We start from the raw sequence: 19,716 nt of genomic DNA, 5'->3' as shown, positions 1-19,716 counted from the left end.
CGCTCGCGCTTACGCACTTTACGGCATTGCGAGCCCAAGTTTTAATGGCAATATAAATTACTTAATACTGAAATAAGCTGCTTCACTTCATCACTCTTTAATGAATAAAAAACCGTTTGCGCCTCCTTCCTTGTACAGACGAGTTTATCCTTCCTCAACCATGCCAAATGTTGCGACAACGCAGACTGACTAAGGCCTAATTTTTTATTCATATCACCGACACACATTTCGCCTTCATTAAGAAGATGGCACAAAATAAACAACCTTCGTTCATTTGCCAGTGCTTTTAGCAGCACAACTGCGTGATCAGCCTGTTGCTGCATTAGTTCTATATTCATTTTTCGCATTTTCTCCTTATACGAACCCTGAACTAATATAGCGTTTACTTAAAAATAGGATCGCGACATGCAGCACACTTTTTGTTAGATTGTGTTCAAAAGTGAGACCAACACCCTATTCTGACAAATTAATGCCAAGGAACCTCATGATACGCCATAAAAATATTTGGATTGCCGGCCTAACACTCGGCTTGATAACCAGCTGCCAACAATACTCAGCGCCTAAGGTATACAATGCCCCGCAAGCCATTAATCAGTCCCGTGATGCCGATAATGGTGTTGAGCTTGCGCGTCAGGCATTATCTTCATCACGAGCTTTTGAGATAGTTGAATCTCTTACCGTTGAAGTAGGTCCTCGTCTTCCTGGTACCGATAAAGACATAGTCGCCGTTGATTGGGCCATGGAAAAACTCTGGAAAATGGGTTTTGATCGCGTATACAAGGAATCTGTTCAAGTGCCAGCTTGGTCTCGTGGCCTTGCTAAAGCTAGCATAATAGCGCCCTATGAACAGCCATTAGTAATAACCGCACTTGGCGGCAGTGTCGCCACTCCAGATCAAGGCATACAGGCACCAATTGTACGTTTTGAATCGTTAGCTGAGCTTGAAATTGCCTCAGTGGGCCGCATCAAAGGTAAAATCGTTTTTATCGACCACAAGACTGAACGCCATATTACAGGCAAAGGTTATGGCGAATCTGTTGGCGGTCGCTCCAAAGGTGCAATCGTTGCCGCTCAAAAAGGCGCCCTAGCTATTATTATTCGCTCTATAGGCACAGATAGCGATCGCATGGCCCACACAGGCATGATGCGCTATGACGAAGACGTCACAAAAATTCCCGCAGCAGCGATGTCAAATCCCGATGCCGATCTTATCAATGCCATGTTAACTCGCAGCAACAATGTGGTGCTGTCGTTAAACATGAGTCCTGAAAATCAGGGGATTGCGACCTCTTACAATGTCATTGCCGAAGTTAGAGGCAGCAGTAAACCTAATGAAATAGTGCTTATTGGTGCCCATTTAGATTCCTGGGATGAAGGTACAGGTGCGCTAGATGATGGAGCTGGTGTTGCTATCGTCACTGCTGCAGCCAAACTTATTCAAGATTTGCCCGAACGCCCCGCTAGAACCATACGTGTAGTGCTTTTTGCCGCTGAAGAACTTGGTTTAATCGGTGCAAAAGCTTACGCCGAGCAACATAAGGATGAGATGGAGCTGCATTACGTTGCTGCTGAGTCTGATTTTGGCGCAGGAAAAATCTATCAAATCGATTTCAATGTACACCCAAGCGTATTCGAGAAAGTAAAATTTGAGCATTCAGCCATGATACGTAATGGTGTTGCTTTAGGCACTAATGAAGCCAGTGGTGGCCCAGATGTGTCTATTCTGCCAGCCTTAGGCGTACCAGTGGCCTCCTTACGCCAAGATGGTAATGACTACTTCGATTATCATCACACCCCAAATGACACCTTAGATAAAATTGATCCAAAGTCATTGGCACAAAATGTCGCGGCCTATGCGCAATTTGCCTACATGATGGCTCAATCAGAACTTGATTTAAGACCCGTCAATAAGACAGGATTGGAAGAATAATAGTCCAGCTCTTGGTAAATAAGAGCCATTGAAACAAGTGCTATGCAGGCAAAGTAACAAGTCCCAATAACAATCCTGCCATTTGGCAGGATTGTTATTAACTCAGGATAACTTAGCAAATTACGCTTGCTCATCCCTTAAAAACACAGGGCTTGATGCTGTCGACTGGGCATCACTGTAATAGTAACCCTCAAGATCAAAGCTTAGCAGCGCAGCTAACTCTTTTGGCTGCTGCTCAACAATAAATCTGGCCATTAAACCGCGCGCTTTTTTCGCATAAAAACTAATGACTTTATATTGACCGTTTTTGCAATCTTTAAATACTGGCGTGATTAATCGTCCCTTAAGTGATTTTTCTTTTACCGCTTTAAAATACTCGTTTGAAGCCAAATTCACTATAATGTCATCCCCTTGCTCGATTAAAGCGCGGTTAACTTCATCAGTGATAATTTGCCCCCAAAACCCATACAGGTTAGTGCCTCTCGTGTTAACAAGACGCGTCCCCATTTCTAAACGGTAAGGTAAAATCAAATCCAGTGGTTTAAGCAAACCATAGAGCCCAGAAAGAATACGTAAATGAGTCTGTGCTGACTGCAGCTGCGATGCAGATAAACTGTCAGCATCAAAACCTGTGTACACATCACCGCGAAAAGCGAATATGGCTTGTTTTGCCTCACCTAAGGTGAAATTAGGCTGCCATTGCGCAAATCTTGCCGCATTGAGTCCTGCAATTTTATCGCTGACTTTCATTAATGATGCAATCTGCACTGGAGTTAACTTTTGACACTCTGCAATCAATACTTGGCTATGTTCAAGCAAGCTCGGTTGTGTGAATTCTGTTGTTAGTGGCGGATTTTCAAAATCCAATGTTTTTGCAGGTGATACTAAAACCAGCATGGGGTTTACTCCAATTAAATCAATTAGTCCATGATACTTAACTGACATAAAAAAACCATGCAAACTAGGCATGGTTTTTTCGATTAAGCTAAGCGCTTTTAACTCTTTTCAGCAGTTTTGGACGCAGTCCAAATCGTACCTTCAAGTTGCTCGTCAAGTTCAGGGAACTCACTAACATCAAAGATAGGATCTTTACCGGCATTAATTTGATCGCGGTAATCGTTAATAACCCGAATAGCTAATCCAGAAAGCAATAGCAAAGCCACAATATTAACAATTGCCATTAACCCCATGGAGACATCCGCAAGATCCCATACTAAATTAACTTTAGCTAAAGCACCAAACATCACCATAGCAAGTACAACTAAGCGAAATACGGGTAACGCTTTCTTACTGTTACCCGACAAAAACATGACGTTGGTTTCAGCATAAGAGTAGTTAGCGATAATAGACGTAAAACAAAACAGCAAAATTGCAAACGCAATAAAAGCGCCGCCCCAATCACCCACATGAGACGATAGCGCATTAATGGTTTTGGCTATACCATCACCAGAGCTTGCCACATCACCAGAAAGTAAAATAATTGCCGCCGTTGCAGTACAAATAACGATAGTGTCGAAAAATACCCCCATCATCTGCACAAAGCCTTGCGATGCAGGATGATTGGGGTTAGGTGAAGCGCTAGCAGCCACGTTTGCCGCACTGCCCATCCCAGCTTCATTGGAGAATAATCCTCGCGCAATACCCGCTTGCATTGCTTGAGCTACGCTGTAGGCCACGCCGCCCGCAGCCGCCTCTTGCCAACCAAACGCACTGTTTATCACTAAACTAAATACTGCTGGTAACTGCTCAAAATTCATAAATACCACCACAAAAGCGATGGCAACATAAGCCAGCGCCATCACAGGTACTATATACTCTGATACTTTAGCGACTTTACGTAACCCGCCCATAATGACATAAGCACTTAACCCCACAATCGCAATACCCACATACAAAGGTTCAAAACCAAAGACCTGAGTCATAGCACCGGTAATCGTATTAGCCTGCACTGCATTAAACACTAAGCCAAAGGCGATGATCAAAAATACTGAGAACAAGATACCCATCCAGCGTTGGCCTAAACCTTTCTCCATATAATAAGCAGGCCCGCCGCGATATTGGCCGTCTTCATCTTTGACTTTATAAATTTGGGCTAAGGTGGACTCAATCATGGCCGTTGCCATACCTAGTACTGCAATAGCCCACATCCAAAACACAGCTCCAGGCCCCGCTGCGCCTATAGCAACAGCAACCCCAGCCATATTACCCGCGCCAACCCTAGCGGCCATACTGGTACAGAAAACTTGAAATGATGATAATCCGTGTTTGCCTGGCCTGCGACTAATTGCCAGCACCTTTAAACCATGAACAAAATGCGTGATCTGAATAAATCCCAAGCGAACGGTAAAAAACAATCCTGCACCCACTAGGCCATAGACGAGTAACTTGCCCCACAGCAAGCTATTTAAAAAATTAACACTGGTTTCTAACATATTCTTGCTACCGCCTTGTGAATGCTCTTGCTTATATAAGCATTGCTTAACTGTGCAGCAATACCCTGTTATTGGCATGCCGCGAAAGAGTCGCAATTGTGAAGCTTAGTAGGCCTTAGAGCAAGTTTTGAATAAATATCAGTAATTAATGACGAAAAATAACCAACTTTTTTGCCTGTAGCGCAAACCTCCTACCCCTAACCAAAGTTGCCACCGTGATCAAGTTCACATTATGAATATCTTCTATCAATAAGACATTATGAAGCTTTAAAATAAAAACTCATTAAATTTCAGCAAAATAGATAGCAAACCATAATAAGCCAGCTTCAATATTCAGCGGCCATGATGAAAAGTTAGAGGGAGGACACGTTTTCGTAATTAAATTACAACTACATTATCAGCATCAGATTGAAATTATCTTTGATTGCAACAGTGAGGCTGAACATGACCCAAGCTAACGAAATTATCGCCCTTAAGAAGTATGTTAGAGCAACAAACTTTTTAGCCACGTCTCAGATTTACCTTAAGCAAAACGTGCTATACAAACGTCAGCTTGAGCACACAGATATCAAGCCTAGACTACTAGGTCACTGGGGAACATGCCCTGGTATCAACTTTGTCTATGCTAACGTAAACCGTCTTATCGTTAAGCATAACCGTGAATTCATCTACCTTGTCGGTCCTGGTCACGGCTTCCCTGCAGTGCAAGCTAACCTTTTCATGGAAGGCTCTTTAAGCCATTTCTACCCAGATACGATCCCATTTACTGAAACTGGCATCGAAGATATCTGTAAAAAATTCTCAGCAGCTTATGGTTACCCATCACACGCGAACCCAGAAGCTCCAGGCCAAATCCTTGAAGGTGGCGAGCTTGGTTACTCACTGTCTGTCGCATGGGGTTCTGTTTTAGATAACCCTAACCTTATTGCCGCTTGTTTAATTGGTGATGGTGAAGCTGAAACAGGCCCACTTGCAGCATCTTGGTATGCAAACCGTTTGGTGTCTCCTAAGCATAACGGTGCAGTATTGCCAATCGTACATATCAACGGTTACAAAATCTCAGGTCCTACTCGCATGGGTCGCATGAGCCATGAAGAACTTGATTTAGAATTCCGTGGTCTGGGTTACCACCCAATCATTGTTGATGATGAACTTGATACCGATATCTATGAGCAAATGACTGCAGCCATGGATTTATCTTATGACATGATCACCGACATTCAGCGCCGCGCTCGCTCTGGTGAAGATGTGGTTAAGCCACGCTGGCCAGTGATCTTAATGAGAACAGCTAAAGGCTGGACTGGTACTTCTGAATACGCAGGTAAAAAGCTTGAGGGTAACTGTGAATCTCACCAGGTTATCGTCAACAACTGTGCCACAGACAAAGGTCATTTAGACGCACTTGATCAGTGGTTAGCAAGCTACAAATTCAATGAATTAGTACAAACGACTGCAACTGGCGAATTGGTATTTGATAAAGACATTTTGTCCTTAGTGCCACCAAAAGACTTATGTTGTGGCCGTCAACGCCTCAGCTACGGCGGTGAAGTAGTCCGTGCGCTTGCCAACCCAGATCTAACTAAGCTTGGCTATGGTGCAGAGACTCCAAGGGGCCAACGTGGTTACTCTATGCTGAAAATGGGTCAATGGATGCGTGACGCATTCAAACTGAACCGTGATCAACGCAATCTGCGCATCTTCAGCCCAGATGAAACTTATTCAAATCAACTTCAAGCTGTGTTTGAAGAAACAGATCGCGCTTGGCAGTGGCCAATTGAGAGCTGGGATGAGGATATGTCTCGCGATGGCCGCGTCATCGAGCTGCTATCTGAAAACTTACTTTTCGGTATGTTACACGGTTACACAGTGACAGGTCGCCACGGCATGTTCCCAACTTATGAGGCTTTCTCTCAAGTTGTGTCATCAATGGCAGATCAATACTGTAAATATGTACACGCAAGCCAGGGCATCCATTTCCGTAAGCCAATTCCTGCGTGTAACGTAGTATTGTCTTCACTATTAGAACGTCAAGATCATAACGGTTACTCTCACCAGAATCCGTCTTTCTTAGGCGCTATGTTAGAGAAACACCCAGACATTATCTCTGCTTATTTACCAGCAGATGCTAACAGCACCTTGGTTTACACCGAACGTGCCTATGCTGACCGCGATAAACTCAACATTATCGTTGCAGGTAAGAAGTCTCTTCCACAGTGGTTATCACTGGATGAAGCCCGTAAGCAAGCAAAAGATGGCATCATGGTGTGGGATTTCGCTTCTGATGAAAACCCAGATGTAGTACTTGCTGGTTGTGGTGATTACGCGACTCAAGAATGTATGGCATCACTAGTGCTAATTCGTGAGATTTTACCAAGAGTACGTATCCGCTTTGTGAGTGTGTCAGAACTTCACAGCAGCGGTCTAGGTAGCCTTAAGTTCCAAAGCAAGCCTTGGATGATGGATGAAGTCTTCACTGAAGATAAAGGCGTGGTATTTAACTACCATGGCTACCCAAACACCATCAAAAAGCTAGTATTTGATTATAAAGGTAACCGTCGTTTCCGCATCAAAGGTTATGAAGAAGAAGGTTCAACTACAACGCCATTTGATATGGGCGTGCGTAACGGTACTTCTCGCTACCACCTAGTGATTGATATGGCATACAAGTTATTCCAACAAGGCGTGATCGATGAATCACAGCATGTTGGATTGACAACGGACATGCTACAACGCTTGGTTGACCACAAGAACTACATTAAAGCAAACGGTGTAGATCCTGAATCAATCGAAAACTGGGTATGGACTCGCTAAGGTTAACGACTCTAAGAAACGGATCGCTTAATTAACCTTTTAAAGAGCTATCCTTCTCATCAATAACAATGCGCCCATCAATGGGCGCATTTTTTATGTGCTAATAATTCTCCAAACTAAAATCAGATGCGTCCATGCTTTCAGCTGATTTATGACACACAGGTAGTACTCTCCGCCGCTTCACAACTTTTTAAGCTAGTTAAACACTGACGCAGCTTGAAAAGCTATCAAATATAGAGCACACGCAAAAAATTAAATCAATAGCTTAGTTACGGTATTTTTTTGACAAATGACAAATAAAAGTCTTTCAAACACTGGAAATTGATTGTTTTTACAACCATAATCCGCGTCGCCAACTACAAGAGATAAGAATCACCACAATAAGTGTTGGCAATGCCGATTCGACTTGCAATAACAAGAGAGCGGCATACTGGTGGAGTAAAATAACAATGGACTTACACATGATGAAGAACACATTAAAAGTAGTATTACTCACCTCAATGTTACCTTTTGCCGCAAGTGCAGCAGAAGAACTCACACCTTGGTATGTTGGTACTGGCGTCGGTGTAAACAACTACGAACCAAGTTGTGACCTAAAAACCATGAAGACCTGTGGCAAAGACGATCCCTATGCATGGGATGTGTTTGGTGGCTACATGTTCAACGAATATTTTGGTCTTGAATTGGGTTATCGCGATCTAGGTCGTGCCGATTGGACTGACTACAGCAACAAATCACACGATGTGGGCGCACGCGGCGCATCACTAGGCTTAGTGACTCGCATTCCACTGGCCAACAACTGGAGCATCACAGCAGAAGCTGGTGCCTTCAATTACCTATTGTCAAACAAAAAACAAGCGGGCAGTGAATATTATAGCGACAACGGCGTAGCACCTTACGTTGGTGTGGGCGTGGGGTATAACTTTACCGACAACTTAGCACTACAAGCTAAATACCGTCGTTATGAAACACTAAACGAAAAACAGTGGGATACACTGTCAATGGAAAGCAATTACTGGGGTCTAGCGTTAAGCTACCGCTTCGGTACCGCTGCAAAGCCTAAGACTAAACCAGCGCCTGTGGCACCAATGGCTCCTGCAATACCAGGCGATGCTGATAAAGACGGCGTGACTGACAACTTAGACAAATGCCCTAACACACCTATGACTCACAAAGTTGATGCTAAAGGTTGTTCTGTGTATGAATTCGTGACTGAAAAATACGACCTAGGCAGTATCCTATTTGATAATGATTCATCTGTTATCAAACCTGGTTCTTATGCTGATGTTGAGATATTAGTGTCTCACCTAGAAAAGTACCCACAGCACACAGTGATCATCGAAGGTCACGCGTCAAACGTAGGTAAGCCAGGTTACAACCTGTTGCTGTCTGAGCGTCGTGCTAATGCCGTAGCGACGGCGTTAACCACTAAGTACAAAATCAACACAACTCGCATCAAGTCTGTGGGTTATGGTGTAACCAAGCCTAAAATGTCTGGTGACACTGCTGAAGCGCACCGTGTAAACCGTCGCATCGAAGCGATAGTTACTGGTACAGAGAAGCGTGTAGTACTACGTTAATTACCCACCTAATTTAGGCCAGTACCACGGCCTTATTAAAATCGCTGCCTAGGCAGCGATTTTTTATTGTCTTTTGTTTTATTTCTTTCTTAAACAGCACCATGCATTCTTCCTGCGTTCACCAGCAGCCTTAATAACATCAAAACTATTACCTCTGCCCTAGACATCTTAATTGGTGCTAAAATACAGTTTCGAGCACAAAAAACAAATAACCGCCTAACTTTTGGTAATTTTTTTACAACTATTGTTGGAATATGCGCTAAAATCGCTTCTAATAACAGCATTACCAATACCATTTGCTTTCAGAGGACATTCTCAATGGCTAACACACTCGCACAGCTTAAATCACTGACTACTATCGTTGCCGACACCGGTGATATCGAAGCGATTAAGCGTTATCAGCCGCAAGATGCGACCACCAATCCATCACTGATCCTAAAAGCCTCACAAATTCCAGAATACGCACCTTACATAGATCAAGCGATTGCTTGGGCAAAAACCCAAAGCAATGATGTTGCACAGCAAATTGAAGATGCTGGTGACAAGCTTGCAGTCACTATCGGTGTTGAAATTCTAAAGTATGTGCCAGGACGTATGTCTACAGAAGTCGATGCTCGTTTATCTTTTGACAAGCAAAAGTCTATTGATAAAGCTCATAAACTGATTAAATTATATAAAGAAGCTGGCGTTGATAAGTCACGTATCTTAATTAAGCTTGCTTCTACTTGGGAAGGCATTTGCGCCGCCAAAGAGCTTGAAAAAGAAGGCATCAACTGTAACTTAACCTTATTATTTAGCTTTGCTCAAGCCCGTGCTTGCGCCGAAGCGGGTGTTTATTTAGTATCGCCTTTTGTTGGCCGTATTCTTGACTGGTACAAGAAAGACACAGGTCTAGATTACAGCGCAGAAACTGACCCAGGTGTTGTCTCTGTCACTGAAATTTACAACTACTATAAGCAGCATGGCCACAATACTGTCGTTATGGGTGCAAGCTTTAGAAATACAGGTGAAATCATTGAGCTTGCCGGTTGCGATCGCTTAACCATTGGCCCAGCACTGTTAGAAGAGTTAGCCAACAGCGACCTACCTGTGATGCAAAAATTGAAACCCGCTCTAACGCAAAAACCAGCGCCAGCGCCTATGAGTGAAGCTGAGTTTCGTTGGGACTTTAATGAAGATGCCATGGCTGTTGATAAGCTCGCCGAAGGCATACGTAATTTCGCTATCGACCAAGGTAAACTTGAAGTCATGCTAAAAGCAAAATTGGCTTAGTTTTAAGGGGCTTCCCATGACACAACTGACTCAAAGCAGCAGCTGGCAAGCATTGATTGCCAATGCCAGCAACCTGCCTCATATGCGTGATTTATTTGCTCAAAATCCACAGAGATTTGAGCAAATGAGCCTGAGCGCCTGCGGTCTTTTTTTGGATTACTCAAAGAATCGTGCCGATAACACCACTCTTAAGCAGTTATTTGCATTAGCAAAAGACGCCAAGCTTGCGGATACCATTGCCGCCATGTTTAATGGCGACATTATCAACACCACAGAGCAGCGGGCAGTATTGCATACTGCCCTTCGCAGTAAAGCTGGTCAAGATATCAGAGTTGATGGGGTTAACATTATCCCTGAAGTGCAGCAAACCTTGGAAAAAATGACCAAGTTTGTCGCTTCAGTCCAACAAGGTCAGTGGTTAGGTTATACAGGTAAAAACATTACTGACATCGTCAGCATTGGCATCGGCGGTTCATTCTTAGGCCCTAAAATTGTCTCTCAAGCACTGCGTCCTTATTGGAAAGCGGGGATCACTTGTCATTTTGTTGCTAATGTTGATGCCAGCTCCATTTGTGAAAAATTGAAGCTGCTTAATGCTGAAACCACACTATTTGTGATGTCGTCAAAATCTTTTAGTACTCAAGAGACACTGACAAACACCATGAGTGCTAAAGCGTGGTTTTTAGACCAAGGCGCAACACAAGCTGATATCGCCAAGCACTTTGTCGCTGTGACCTCCAATGTCACCAAAGCCACTGAGTTTGGCATGGACGCTGACAATATTTTCCCTATGTGGGATTGGGTTGGTGGCCGTTATTCCTTGTGGTCAGCCATAGGTTTGCCCATTGCACTATTGATTGGCATGGATAACTTCCGCTTGCTACTCGATGGTGCTCATCAAATGGATGAGCATTTTAAGGCGGCGCCTCTTGAGCAAAACATGCCAGTGATCATGGCACTGATGTCTGTGCTCTACACCAACTTCCACGGTGCTCAATCCCATGTGGTATTGACTTATGATCATTATTTACGGGGTTTGCCCGCGTATTTCCAACAGCTAGATATGGAAAGTAATGGCAAATCAGTGACCTTAAACGGCACGCAAGTTGATTACAGCACTGGACCTGTGATTTGGGGCGGTGAAGGCACTAATGGTCAGCACGCTTACCATCAGTTGTTACATCAAGGCACTGCACTTATTCCTGCGGATTTTATTATGCCGCTGCAAAGTCATAATCCGCTAGGTGAGCACCATGCACAACTGGCGTCTAACTGCTTTGGTCAGACTCAAGCCTTAATGCAAGGTCGAACCTTTGAAGAAGCAATGGCAGAACTTGCACAAAGTTCTGCCAGTGATGCAGATAAGGCCCTTATTGCTAAGCATAAAGTGATGCTAGGCAATAAGCCTAGTAACACCTTGCTGATGGATAAGCTAACGCCGCAGACTTTGGGGTCGCTTATCGCACTCTATGAGCACAGAACCTTGGTACAGGGCGCTATTTGGCAAATAAACTCCTTCGATCAATGGGGCGTTGAGCTTGGCAAGCAATTAGGCAATGATGTATTAGATCGCATTGGCGCAAAAGAACAGGCTACTGAACTGGACTCTTCAAGCAATGCTTTGATCAATTTATTCAGACAAGGCAAGCTGTAAAATTAGCCTGCCACAGGATTTATCGACTAAAAAACCAGCTTAGGCTGGTTTTTTTATGCCCAAAAATAATATAAATAACACCTAAAGTTAACATTTATGAAACACAATTCTTGCATCCTATAGTCTAAGTATGATATTTAATCGCATAGAAAAACATCATATAACAAGGGAGGTTGTCATGGATCGTTTAGATTATGGTACTGGCGTTGATGAAGTTATTGAGAGACCCACTCGTAGTAAGGGGGCGAATAAGAAGCGTAAATGGCGTGAAATTGAGGCTATCAAGGACAAGCATCGCTTACTCAAAGAGCTTCAAGATATGGACTACAGTTTTGATTATGATTTAGATGCTGCAATGCGCTAAATCTTGCTTACACTAAAATACAATTAACATTTAAGCAAAAGCTGCGTATTATCATTTACCCTCCTCTGTGCTGATGATGGATCTTCACAGACACAAAAATGCCACCCTTAGGTGGCATTTTTATTGGCTTTAGCGGCTCGTATCCGTATTACTGAAGTATTCCCTTAAGGATTCAAATAACACGTCGTCTGTTTGACTAAATAGCGGATCATCAATCAACTTTTGCTGACAAGCCTGATTTATCTCTTGCCAATCTACAGCACTTAAATGCTGTTCAAACAATGGAAATAGCCTGCCTTCCTCGTATTCCATATGCTGCTGTTGCAAGGTTAAATAGTCACTTAAATCAGCTACCAACTTGTCCTTAGATAACACAACATCCGACAAGACTAAATTAATACTGAACATAAGATTCTGGCTTGCAGCAATGAGCTTATGATGCTCATCTTCAAGCTGCATATCATCGAATAGCTTATTATCCAGTGAAACTGATTTAGCAACAAAATGACTAAAGATAATATCTTCTACCGGATGATGACTGTGCTCAGCATAGACTTGCATATACTCGACTATGTCCCTTATCACCTTGAAGTCGACACCACTGCCAGCCAATAGACGTAGACGCTTCTGGACTAAGATATCCAGTAATATTGAGATGTGTTTATGATCTTGCAATAACCGTTTAAGCATAACGCCCTCCTAGCTCCCTAACAGTCAGTGTAACCTAAGGAAGAAAAGTCGCTCAGATCTAGATCATATAAATGCATTTTGATCATAATGATACTGGCACTATTCCTATTGACTATTTTGCCATAAGGCGGAAATTCACAGAATATGAATTTAAGGCTGAGGCTTGCTAGCTTAAGACTTAGGCTTAAGACAAAGCCTAGCTATGTCAAAAGCCTCTAACCCTAAGTTATGTGGCCCAGCCCTAACGTTTAAGCTAGCCGCTGTAACAGATGCATCTTAAGTAACTCAAAATTAGCACTAAGAGGCTCAGACAGAATGGCTTTAGCTTCAACGGCGCTCAATGCTGGAGGTAAGGCTAAATCTGTACCCAATAAACGGTCAACCACATCTTTAAATTTAGCTGGATGGGCCGTGCCTAAAAATATTCCCGTTTCATTTTCATTAAGCGTACTTAGCCCGTGAGCAGCAATACTCCCATGGGGTTCAGACTGATAACCTAGGCTTGCTAATGATGCCAATGATGCTGCGGTTTGGGCTTCATCTACCCTCACACCACTTATCACACTTAGTGGCCAACCCATTGCAGTACAAATCGCCTCGACTCTTGGCCAATTACTCGGCTCTGAGACGTCCATAGCATTAGATAATGTCGCTACCGTGGTGTGAGGGGCCCATTGCCCCTCGACAAGGTAGCGTGGCACGGTATCGTTGCTGTTAGTTGCCGCAATAAAGCGCGCAATTGGTAAGCCCATGGCTTTAGCAAATAACCCCGCGGTTAGGTTACCAAAGTTTCCACTTGGCACTGAGACAACAATGTCTTTATCGCTGTATTGCCTTACTTGGGCAACCGCTTCAAAGTAATAGCAAATCTGCGCTAACAAACGGCTTATATTAATAGAGTTTGCAGAGTTCAGCCCCAGTGTTTGCCTAAGTTCTGCGTCTTCAAAAGACTGCTTAACTAAATCCTGACAGGCATCAAAATCTGACTCTACCGCTATGGTGTGGATGTTTTTACCCAAGGTAGTAAACATCTTCTCCTGCAGCAGACTTATCTTGCCCTTAGGGTAAAGCACCACCACTTGGACTTTATCAAGACCGAAAAAGGCATCGGCCACAGCGGCGCCAGTATCCCCTGATGTCGCCGTTAAAATAGTCAGGCGTTTATCCTCAGCTAAGGCGCTAATGCACTGGGCCATAAAACGTGCACCAAAGTCTTTAAAGGCCAAGGTTGGACCATGAAAAAGTTCAAGGCAAGCCCGATTTTCATCCACCCGAGTTAAGGGTAGCGAGAAATCAAATGCGTTATCCACTAACCTATCAACTTGAGCCTGACCTAATTCATCCCTAAGCCAAGCACCGATAATTTTCTTACAACGGGCCACAAAAGGCAGCGCTAATAACTCATTCATATCATCAAGCTTTGGGATCTTCGTTGGGAAAAATAGCCCTCTATCCTTACCTAAGCCTAATTGCAGCGCTTGGCTGAAGTTAACTCGCTCTGATACATGCTTTAAATTATATAATTCCATGGTGATGCCTTTATCTTTTTCTGTGGCTTTACGCCAATCAATGCTTAATCTCAGCGCTCGTCATTTTTTATCGTTTAATTATGGTTAAAGCTACATAGTCCCAGTGCTAAACCCGTCTGGCCCCTAGCTCATCAATGCGGCAAATATGCACAAAACCGCCACTTTGGCTCACATAATGCTGAGCTAACCAAACTTTGGCTTGCTCGGCCACCGCAATATCATCTGTAATACTGAATAAGGTAGGGCCACTGCCTGAAATTCCTGTGGTTAACATGCCAAGCTCAGTTAATGCGCTGCAGGCTTGTATGTAACCTGGAATAGCATCCTTGCGGTAAGGCTCTGCCAGCACATCTTTTAAGATCTCAATGGCAAGTTTAGGGTTTTGACTGTAACTGGCATGCACAAACGCACTTAAGTGCCGGCCAAAATCTATGGTGACGGCTTTATCATATTGTGCCGGCAGTAACGCCCGCATCTTAGCGGTGGACAATGAAACCCCGGGATACGCCACCAGCCAATACCAGTGCTTAAAGTGCGGTATCGCTGCGCAAAGCTCAGTAGGGCTATCTAGCATTAATTGCATGCCCCCAAGGTAACTTGGCGCTACGTTATCATAATGAACGCTACCAGAGATTTTGCCTTCAAACTCCCCCATTAATTGCAATAGTGCTTGAGTCCCAAACGGTGAGTCAAAATATTCATTCAAGCCATAGAGGGCGGCAACCACAGAGCTTGCGCTGGAGCCGAGGCCACTTCCCACCGGCAGGTTTTTCTCTAAATTAACTGCGATGTCAGTATGAAGCCCAAGTTTTTCCAAGAAAAACCGCGCACACTGATAAACAATATTATCCTCAGGGTTCGAGGGTAGTTTATGGCACCATATTCCTGTTTGACTAAAGATCACCTCACCCTTAGTGTTGGATAAACCCTCGGCTAAATTACCACCTTGGGATTCACTGATCCTGACTTTATCGCCCAGTAAACTACCATCAATTGGGGCAAGCGCCGCCCCCAATAAATCAAATCCGACGCCAACATTGCCCATGGACGCTGGCGCATAAACGGTTAATGGCGCTTTTTTATTACTTATCATAATTATAAATCCACTTCACGAGTCCAATTCACAGTTCTAAGCATGTCGGCAAACACCCCTGCAGCAGTGACATCTGTGCCTGCGCCATACCCTCGAAGTACGAAGGGGATCGGTTGATAGTAACGACTATAAAATGCCAATGCGTTCTCGCCGCCTTTAACGCTGTAAAGCGGATCCTTGGCATCCACGGCAATAATACGCACATAACACTGACCTTGCTCAATTTGGCCAACATAACGCAATACTTTACCTTCACGTTTTGCCGCTTCGACCTTGGCCGCGATATGAGCATCTAATGATGGCAGGCGCGCCATAAAGTCTGCCACATCGCCAGAGTCATCAAAGTCGCTTGGCAGTACAGATTCAACCTGAATGTCATCAAGTGATAACACCATACCCACCTCTCTTGCGAGAATAAGCACTTTACGCGCCACATCCATGCCGCTTAAATCTTCACGAGGATCGGGTTCTGTAAAGCATTTATCACGGGCTATTTTAGTGGCATCTGATAAGCTCATACCTTCATCTAGCATGCCGAAAATATAAGATAACGAGCCAGATAATATGCCGTTAAACTTGATCAGTTTATCACCGGCGCAGAGTAGCTTTTTTAGGTTATCGATAACAGGTAAGCCCGCGCCTACTGTGGTTTCATAAAGAAATTGACGACGTTGGGACAATGCCGTTTTGCGAAGCGATTGATAGTACTCATAGTCACGTGTATTAGCTTTTTTGTTCGGCGTCACCACATGAAAACCTGCATTCATGGCATCTAAGTAACTGTCGGCAATCTCATCGTTCGCTGTGCAATCGACCAGCACAGGGGTTAATAACTGCTGATCTTTAGCCCACTCAAGCAATTTGGCTAACTCAAAATCATGACGTTGCGGTGAATTGTCGTCAGCTAACACGCTACGCCACTCATCAAGCTTAAGACCTGTGCTGTCTAGCAGCATTTTTCGAGAGTTCGCAATACCACAGACTCGAATGCTAATATGCTGCTCTTTTAAGAACTCCTCTTGCTGGTTAATTTGCTCAAGTAAGCCTGCACCAACATTGCCACAACCCACAAGAAATACATCTAAATATTGCTGAACATCGAAAAATGCCTGATGACAAGCACACACAGCATGTTTGGTTTTTGCTTGCTCTATCACTGTTGAAATCGAGCGCTCAGAAGAGCCTTGAGCAATCGCGATAATATTTACACTCGCCTTTGCCAGCGCGCTGAAAAATTTAGCTGCCACGCCTTTATGAGTCTTCATGCCATCACCAATTAACGACACTATCGCAAGCCCCTGCCTTAGCTCTATCGGTTCAAGAAGCTCGCTTTTAATTTCAAGTTCAAACTCCTGCTCTAAAGCCCACTTGGCTTTTTGTGCTTCACTGGTAGCAACGCAAAAGCTTATGGAGTATTCAGACGAACTTTGAGTGATAAGGGATACTGAAATACCACTTCTTGAAATGGCTGCTAAAGTACGACTTGCCATTCCCACCATGCCTTTCATGCCAGGTCCTGAGACATTAAACATAGTTTGATGATCAAGATTTGAAATCGCTTTAACCTGTAAGCCTGTCCTATCTTCATCATTAGAGACTAAGCTGCCTGGGGCGCTGGGGTTAAAGCTATTTTTGATATAACAAGGAATATGATATTGCGCTATGGGCGCTATGGTTTTTGGGTGTAATACCTTGGCGCCAAAATAAGACAGCTCCATCGCCTCTTGATAGCTGAGTTGCGTCAGCAATTTGGCATCATGGACAACCCTAGGGTCGGTATTATAAATGCCATCAACATCTGTCCAAATCTCACAGCAGCTGGCATCTAAACATGCCGCGAGCACCGCAGCCGAATAATCTGAACCATTACGCCCTAAGGTAACCACTCGGCCTTTCGCATCGGCTGCGGTAAAGCCTGGCATCACCCATACTTTATTGCTGTCTAAAGATAATGCGGCAAACCTAGGCTTACTCACACCTATGTCCACCACAGACTCTAAGACTTCACCGTGGGCGACAAACAGTGCCACAGGATCTAAAAGCCCCGCTGTGACGTTTCTGCCGAGTAACACTTGTTGCATTAAAGCTGCGGATAATCGCTCACCAGACACTACGATTTGCGCCCGCACGCTATCCGGACATTCCCCCAGCAGCCCTATGCCATTAAGTTTATCCTGCCACTGCTCAACTTGGATTTGAAACTGCTGCGCTAACAATGCTTGCTGCGCTGGTGCTAGCTCAGAGGCTGCACCTTGATACAATTCATCAAACACGGTTTCGATATGCTTAATCACAGGCGTAAAATCTTTTTTATTAACTGCAAGATCAGCGATTTCCAATAACGCATTCGTGACAGTTGCTGGGGCTGAAAGCACGGTTGCAACCGCCTCAAGCTGAGCCGCAGCGATAATGATATCGGCCGCCATTGAAAAACGTGACCAGTTTGCTAGCGATGTTCCGCCGAATTTCATTACCTTCATCTTGTATTCCCTTTGCCTGTACTTTGCTCAATTCGTTAAATATCGTGTAGAACCAAAAACAAAAAAGCCCGCTTCTTGTGGGAAGCGGGCTTTTTTTATAAATCTTTTAGGTGCGCTAGCCCGCCCCCACAATATTGATTGTGGTGGTTGTAATGGTGGTGATAAGAGTAATACTCTGAGTATGGCTCGTGATCATTGCATGTACACCTTGGCTAAATGAATAAAGGTCATATTATTACTGACCGACTATGAGCTAATAGAATTAACCCTTGCGCTACCTCTTGTTAACAGAATTGCTTTTTTAGCACTGACTTGTCAAGAGGCAAACAAGATTATTTTTTAGGCTTTAAAGATAGAAGTGAAACAAAACACCTCGAAATGGCTAAAACTAGCGCTTTAGCGGGCTCGTTTTGACTAAACAGTCCCAAAGCGAACCTTTACGTCAACGTAACAAAATAAGTGACACTTAAAAAATAGCACTATAAATCAATAAATTAAACAAAAACCAAAGTCTAAGGCAATATAAAAGTGAAGCTAATGTGAATTATACTCAAGATCTTGCTTTAACTTCGCATAAATACACTTTTAAGGTCTGCTATTCATGCTGCAATTAGCATTATTGATTAAACAAAATGCCCAGTGGAATCTCGCATGACGTTAAAAAGAAAGGTATCATGCCTGCACATTTCGAAGCGGAGTTAATATGAAAATCACTAAGCACGCGGCTGTTACAATCCATTACCGCCTGTCAGACCAGCAAGGTCTATTAATTGAAAGTTCATTCGAAGGCGAGCCTATGGTCTACCTTCATGGCACTGGCAACTTGATCCCAGGTCTTGAAGCAGAACTCGAAGACAAAATCGTTGGTGATAAGCTTGAAGCTAACATTCCTGCTGAGCAAGCTTATGGTTTATACCATGATGGCCTTAAGCAAGAGGTTCCAATTGATGCCTTCGGTGATGTTGAAGATATCGTACCTGGAATGCGTTTTATTGCCGAGACTGAAATGGGTCAACGCCCAGTACAAGTAATAGAAGTAAAGGATGATGTTGTCGTTGTCGATGGCAACCACCCTTTAGCAGGCCAAGCACTGAATTTCAGCATTGAAGTAATAGAAGTGCGTGAAGCGACTGAAGAAGAACTGGCCCATGGCCATGTTCATGCTGCTGGTGGTTGTGGTCACTAATAATTGCTGCCGCAGGGCATAAGCAAATAGCTTAAGCCGAAAGTGGTAATGATAATGGGTTTTGCGCATATTATGGGCAAAACCCATTTTTTTGAGCTATAGTTGGTGAAGTTATGTGCACTAGGTTAGCACTTAATGCACAGCAACACGATTGAGCCGCATTACTTGGTTTTGACCAATAAAGGATAGTTACACCAGTCCCATAATGCGCTTTGCCCCCAAATACAATAACAATTAATAGCGAGCGACGGAGTGCTTATGTTAATTAAACCTATCTACGAACTCTTGCCCTTCACTTATATGGCTATAGGCGGCTTGAGCTTACTTTATCTAGAGCCAAAATATGCGATTGCTGCAGCAATATTGATATATATACTTGGCGCAAGAATTTATATCTTACGTTCTAACAACAGACGCACAGATCTTAAGCGAAAGCGTAAACAAGGCATAATGCCGCAAACGCTCTACAACTATTTACCCTTTCTTTGTATTTTGGCAGCAGGCATCTTATACCGCTTAGTCCCCAGAGACTCAAGCGTGTTGATCGCCATTTGCTTGCTTACCTACGGTTTATATATCCTAATGCGCCGAGCAAGTTATCGTAACCACAGAGTGCCAGCATCAAGTTTTTAAGTGAAAAGCGAAAAGTCACCAACCAAAATCGAGCTGTAAAAACAGCTTGATTTTTTGTATTC

Annotated in this window: 15 protein-coding genes, 1 pseudogene and 1 other annotated feature; of the genes and pseudogenes, 8 read left to right on the top strand and 8 right to left on the bottom strand. The window is 43.7% G+C overall.

Going from position 1 to position 19,716, the window contains the following annotated elements; translation table 11 throughout:
• Positions 1 to 41: 41 nt before the first annotated feature.
• Complete coding sequence (locus H5073_RS07685; protein WP_182678573.1) at positions 42 to 338, bottom strand: metalloregulator ArsR/SmtB family transcription factor; 297 nt, start codon at positions 336 to 338, stop codon at positions 42 to 44.
• A 146-nt stretch (positions 339 to 484) separates the two neighbouring features.
• Between H5073_RS07685 and H5073_RS07680 the strand changes: the two genes are divergently transcribed.
• A complete protein-coding gene (locus H5073_RS07680; protein ID WP_182678571.1) occupies positions 485 to 1,930 on the top strand; it encodes a M20/M25/M40 family metallo-hydrolase in 1,446 nt (481 codons plus the stop codon).
• A gap of 120 nt (positions 1,931 to 2,050) precedes the next feature.
• On the opposite strand, the gene yaaA is transcribed toward H5073_RS07680, so the two are convergent.
• Positions 2,051 to 2,827 carry a peroxide stress protein YaaA gene (yaaA, locus tag H5073_RS07675; protein ID WP_182678569.1) on the bottom strand — a complete coding sequence of 259 codons (777 nt, stop codon included), beginning with the start codon at positions 2,825 to 2,827 and terminating at the stop codon, positions 2,051 to 2,053.
• A gap of 98 nt (positions 2,828 to 2,925) precedes the next feature.
• A complete protein-coding gene (locus H5073_RS07670) occupies positions 2,926 to 4,362 on the bottom strand; it encodes a sodium:alanine symporter family protein (protein WP_182678567.1) in 1,437 nt (478 codons plus the stop codon).
• 444 nt (positions 4,363 to 4,806) lie between these two features.
• Here H5073_RS07670 and H5073_RS07665 point away from each other — a divergent pair, with 444 nt between their 5' ends.
• Together H5073_RS07665 and H5073_RS07660 are read left to right on the top strand one after the other, a co-directional pair.
• Positions 4,807 to 7,173 (top strand): phosphoketolase family protein, encoded by a 2,367-nt coding sequence (locus H5073_RS07665; RefSeq protein WP_182678565.1) that lies wholly within the window; start codon positions 4,807 to 4,809, stop codon positions 7,171 to 7,173.
• Positions 7,174 to 7,634: 461 nt separating this feature from the next.
• A complete protein-coding gene (locus H5073_RS07660; protein WP_259394849.1) occupies positions 7,635 to 8,753 on the top strand; it encodes an OmpA family protein in 1,119 nt (372 codons plus the stop codon).
• A gap of 89 nt (positions 8,754 to 8,842) precedes the next feature.
• On the opposite strand, the gene H5073_RS07655 is transcribed toward H5073_RS07660, so the two are convergent.
• Positions 8,843 to 9,037, bottom strand: a complete 195-nt coding sequence (locus H5073_RS07655) for a hypothetical protein (RefSeq protein ID WP_182678561.1) — start codon at positions 9,035 to 9,037, stop codon at positions 8,843 to 8,845.
• Positions 9,038 to 9,071: 34 nt separating this feature from the next.
• Here H5073_RS07655 and tal point away from each other — a divergent pair, with 34 nt between their 5' ends.
• The 3 genes from tal to H5073_RS07640 all read left to right on the top strand — a co-directional run bounded on the left by tal (position 9,072) and on the right by H5073_RS07640 (position 12,043).
• Positions 9,072 to 10,025, top strand: a complete 954-nt coding sequence (gene tal, locus H5073_RS07650) for a transaldolase (protein ID WP_182678559.1) — start codon at positions 9,072 to 9,074, stop codon at positions 10,023 to 10,025.
• Between the two features lie 16 nt (positions 10,026 to 10,041).
• Complete coding sequence (gene pgi / locus H5073_RS07645; protein WP_182678557.1) at positions 10,042 to 11,679, top strand: glucose-6-phosphate isomerase; 1,638 nt, start codon at positions 10,042 to 10,044, stop codon at positions 11,677 to 11,679.
• A gap of 178 nt (positions 11,680 to 11,857) precedes the next feature.
• Positions 11,858 to 12,043 (top strand): DUF3545 family protein, encoded by a 186-nt coding sequence (locus tag H5073_RS07640; protein WP_182678555.1) that lies wholly within the window; start codon positions 11,858 to 11,860, stop codon positions 12,041 to 12,043.
• Between the two features lie 129 nt (positions 12,044 to 12,172).
• On the opposite strand, the gene H5073_RS07635 is transcribed toward H5073_RS07640, so the two are convergent.
• The 4 genes from H5073_RS07635 to thrA form a co-directional block, all read right to left on the bottom strand.
• Entirely contained in the window at positions 12,173 to 12,733 is a 561-nt protein-coding gene (locus H5073_RS07635; RefSeq protein ID WP_182678553.1) for a hemerythrin domain-containing protein, read from the bottom strand.
• Between the two features lie 248 nt (positions 12,734 to 12,981).
• Positions 12,982 to 14,262, bottom strand: coding sequence for a threonine synthase (gene thrC / locus H5073_RS07630; protein WP_182678551.1), 1,281 nt, complete (start codon positions 14,260 to 14,262; stop codon positions 12,982 to 12,984).
• A gap of 106 nt (positions 14,263 to 14,368) precedes the next feature.
• Positions 14,369 to 15,355: a homoserine kinase gene (thrB, locus tag H5073_RS07625; RefSeq protein WP_182678549.1), complete on the bottom strand. Its 987-nt coding sequence runs from the start codon at positions 15,353 to 15,355 to the stop codon at positions 14,369 to 14,371.
• 2 nt (positions 15,356 to 15,357) lie between these two features.
• Entirely contained in the window at positions 15,358 to 17,835 is a 2,478-nt protein-coding gene (thrA, locus tag H5073_RS07620; RefSeq protein ID WP_182678547.1) for a bifunctional aspartate kinase/homoserine dehydrogenase I, read from the bottom strand.
• Between the two features lie 57 nt (positions 17,836 to 17,892).
• Positions 17,893 to 18,009: a sequence feature (Thr leader region), on the bottom strand.
• Between the two features lie 529 nt (positions 18,010 to 18,538).
• On the opposite strand from thrA, the pseudogene H5073_RS07615 reads away from it, so the two are divergent.
• Both H5073_RS07615 and H5073_RS07610 read left to right on the top strand, forming a co-directional pair.
• Positions 18,539 to 19,015 (top strand): annotated as a pseudogene (locus tag H5073_RS07615) (peptidylprolyl isomerase); the annotation flags it as partial.
• Positions 19,016 to 19,279: 264 nt separating this feature from the next.
• The gene (locus H5073_RS07610) at positions 19,280 to 19,654 is read left to right on the top strand and encodes a hypothetical protein (protein ID WP_182678543.1); all 375 of its coding nucleotides are present in this window, start codon (positions 19,280 to 19,282) and stop codon (positions 19,652 to 19,654) included.
• The last annotated feature ends 62 nt before the right edge of the window (positions 19,655 to 19,716 follow it).

This window comes from Shewanella sp. SR44-3, from assembly GCF_014163735.1.
Lineage (GTDB): Bacteria > Pseudomonadota > Gammaproteobacteria > Enterobacterales > Shewanellaceae > Shewanella.
This window is presented reverse-complemented; position numbering and strand designations above follow the sequence as displayed.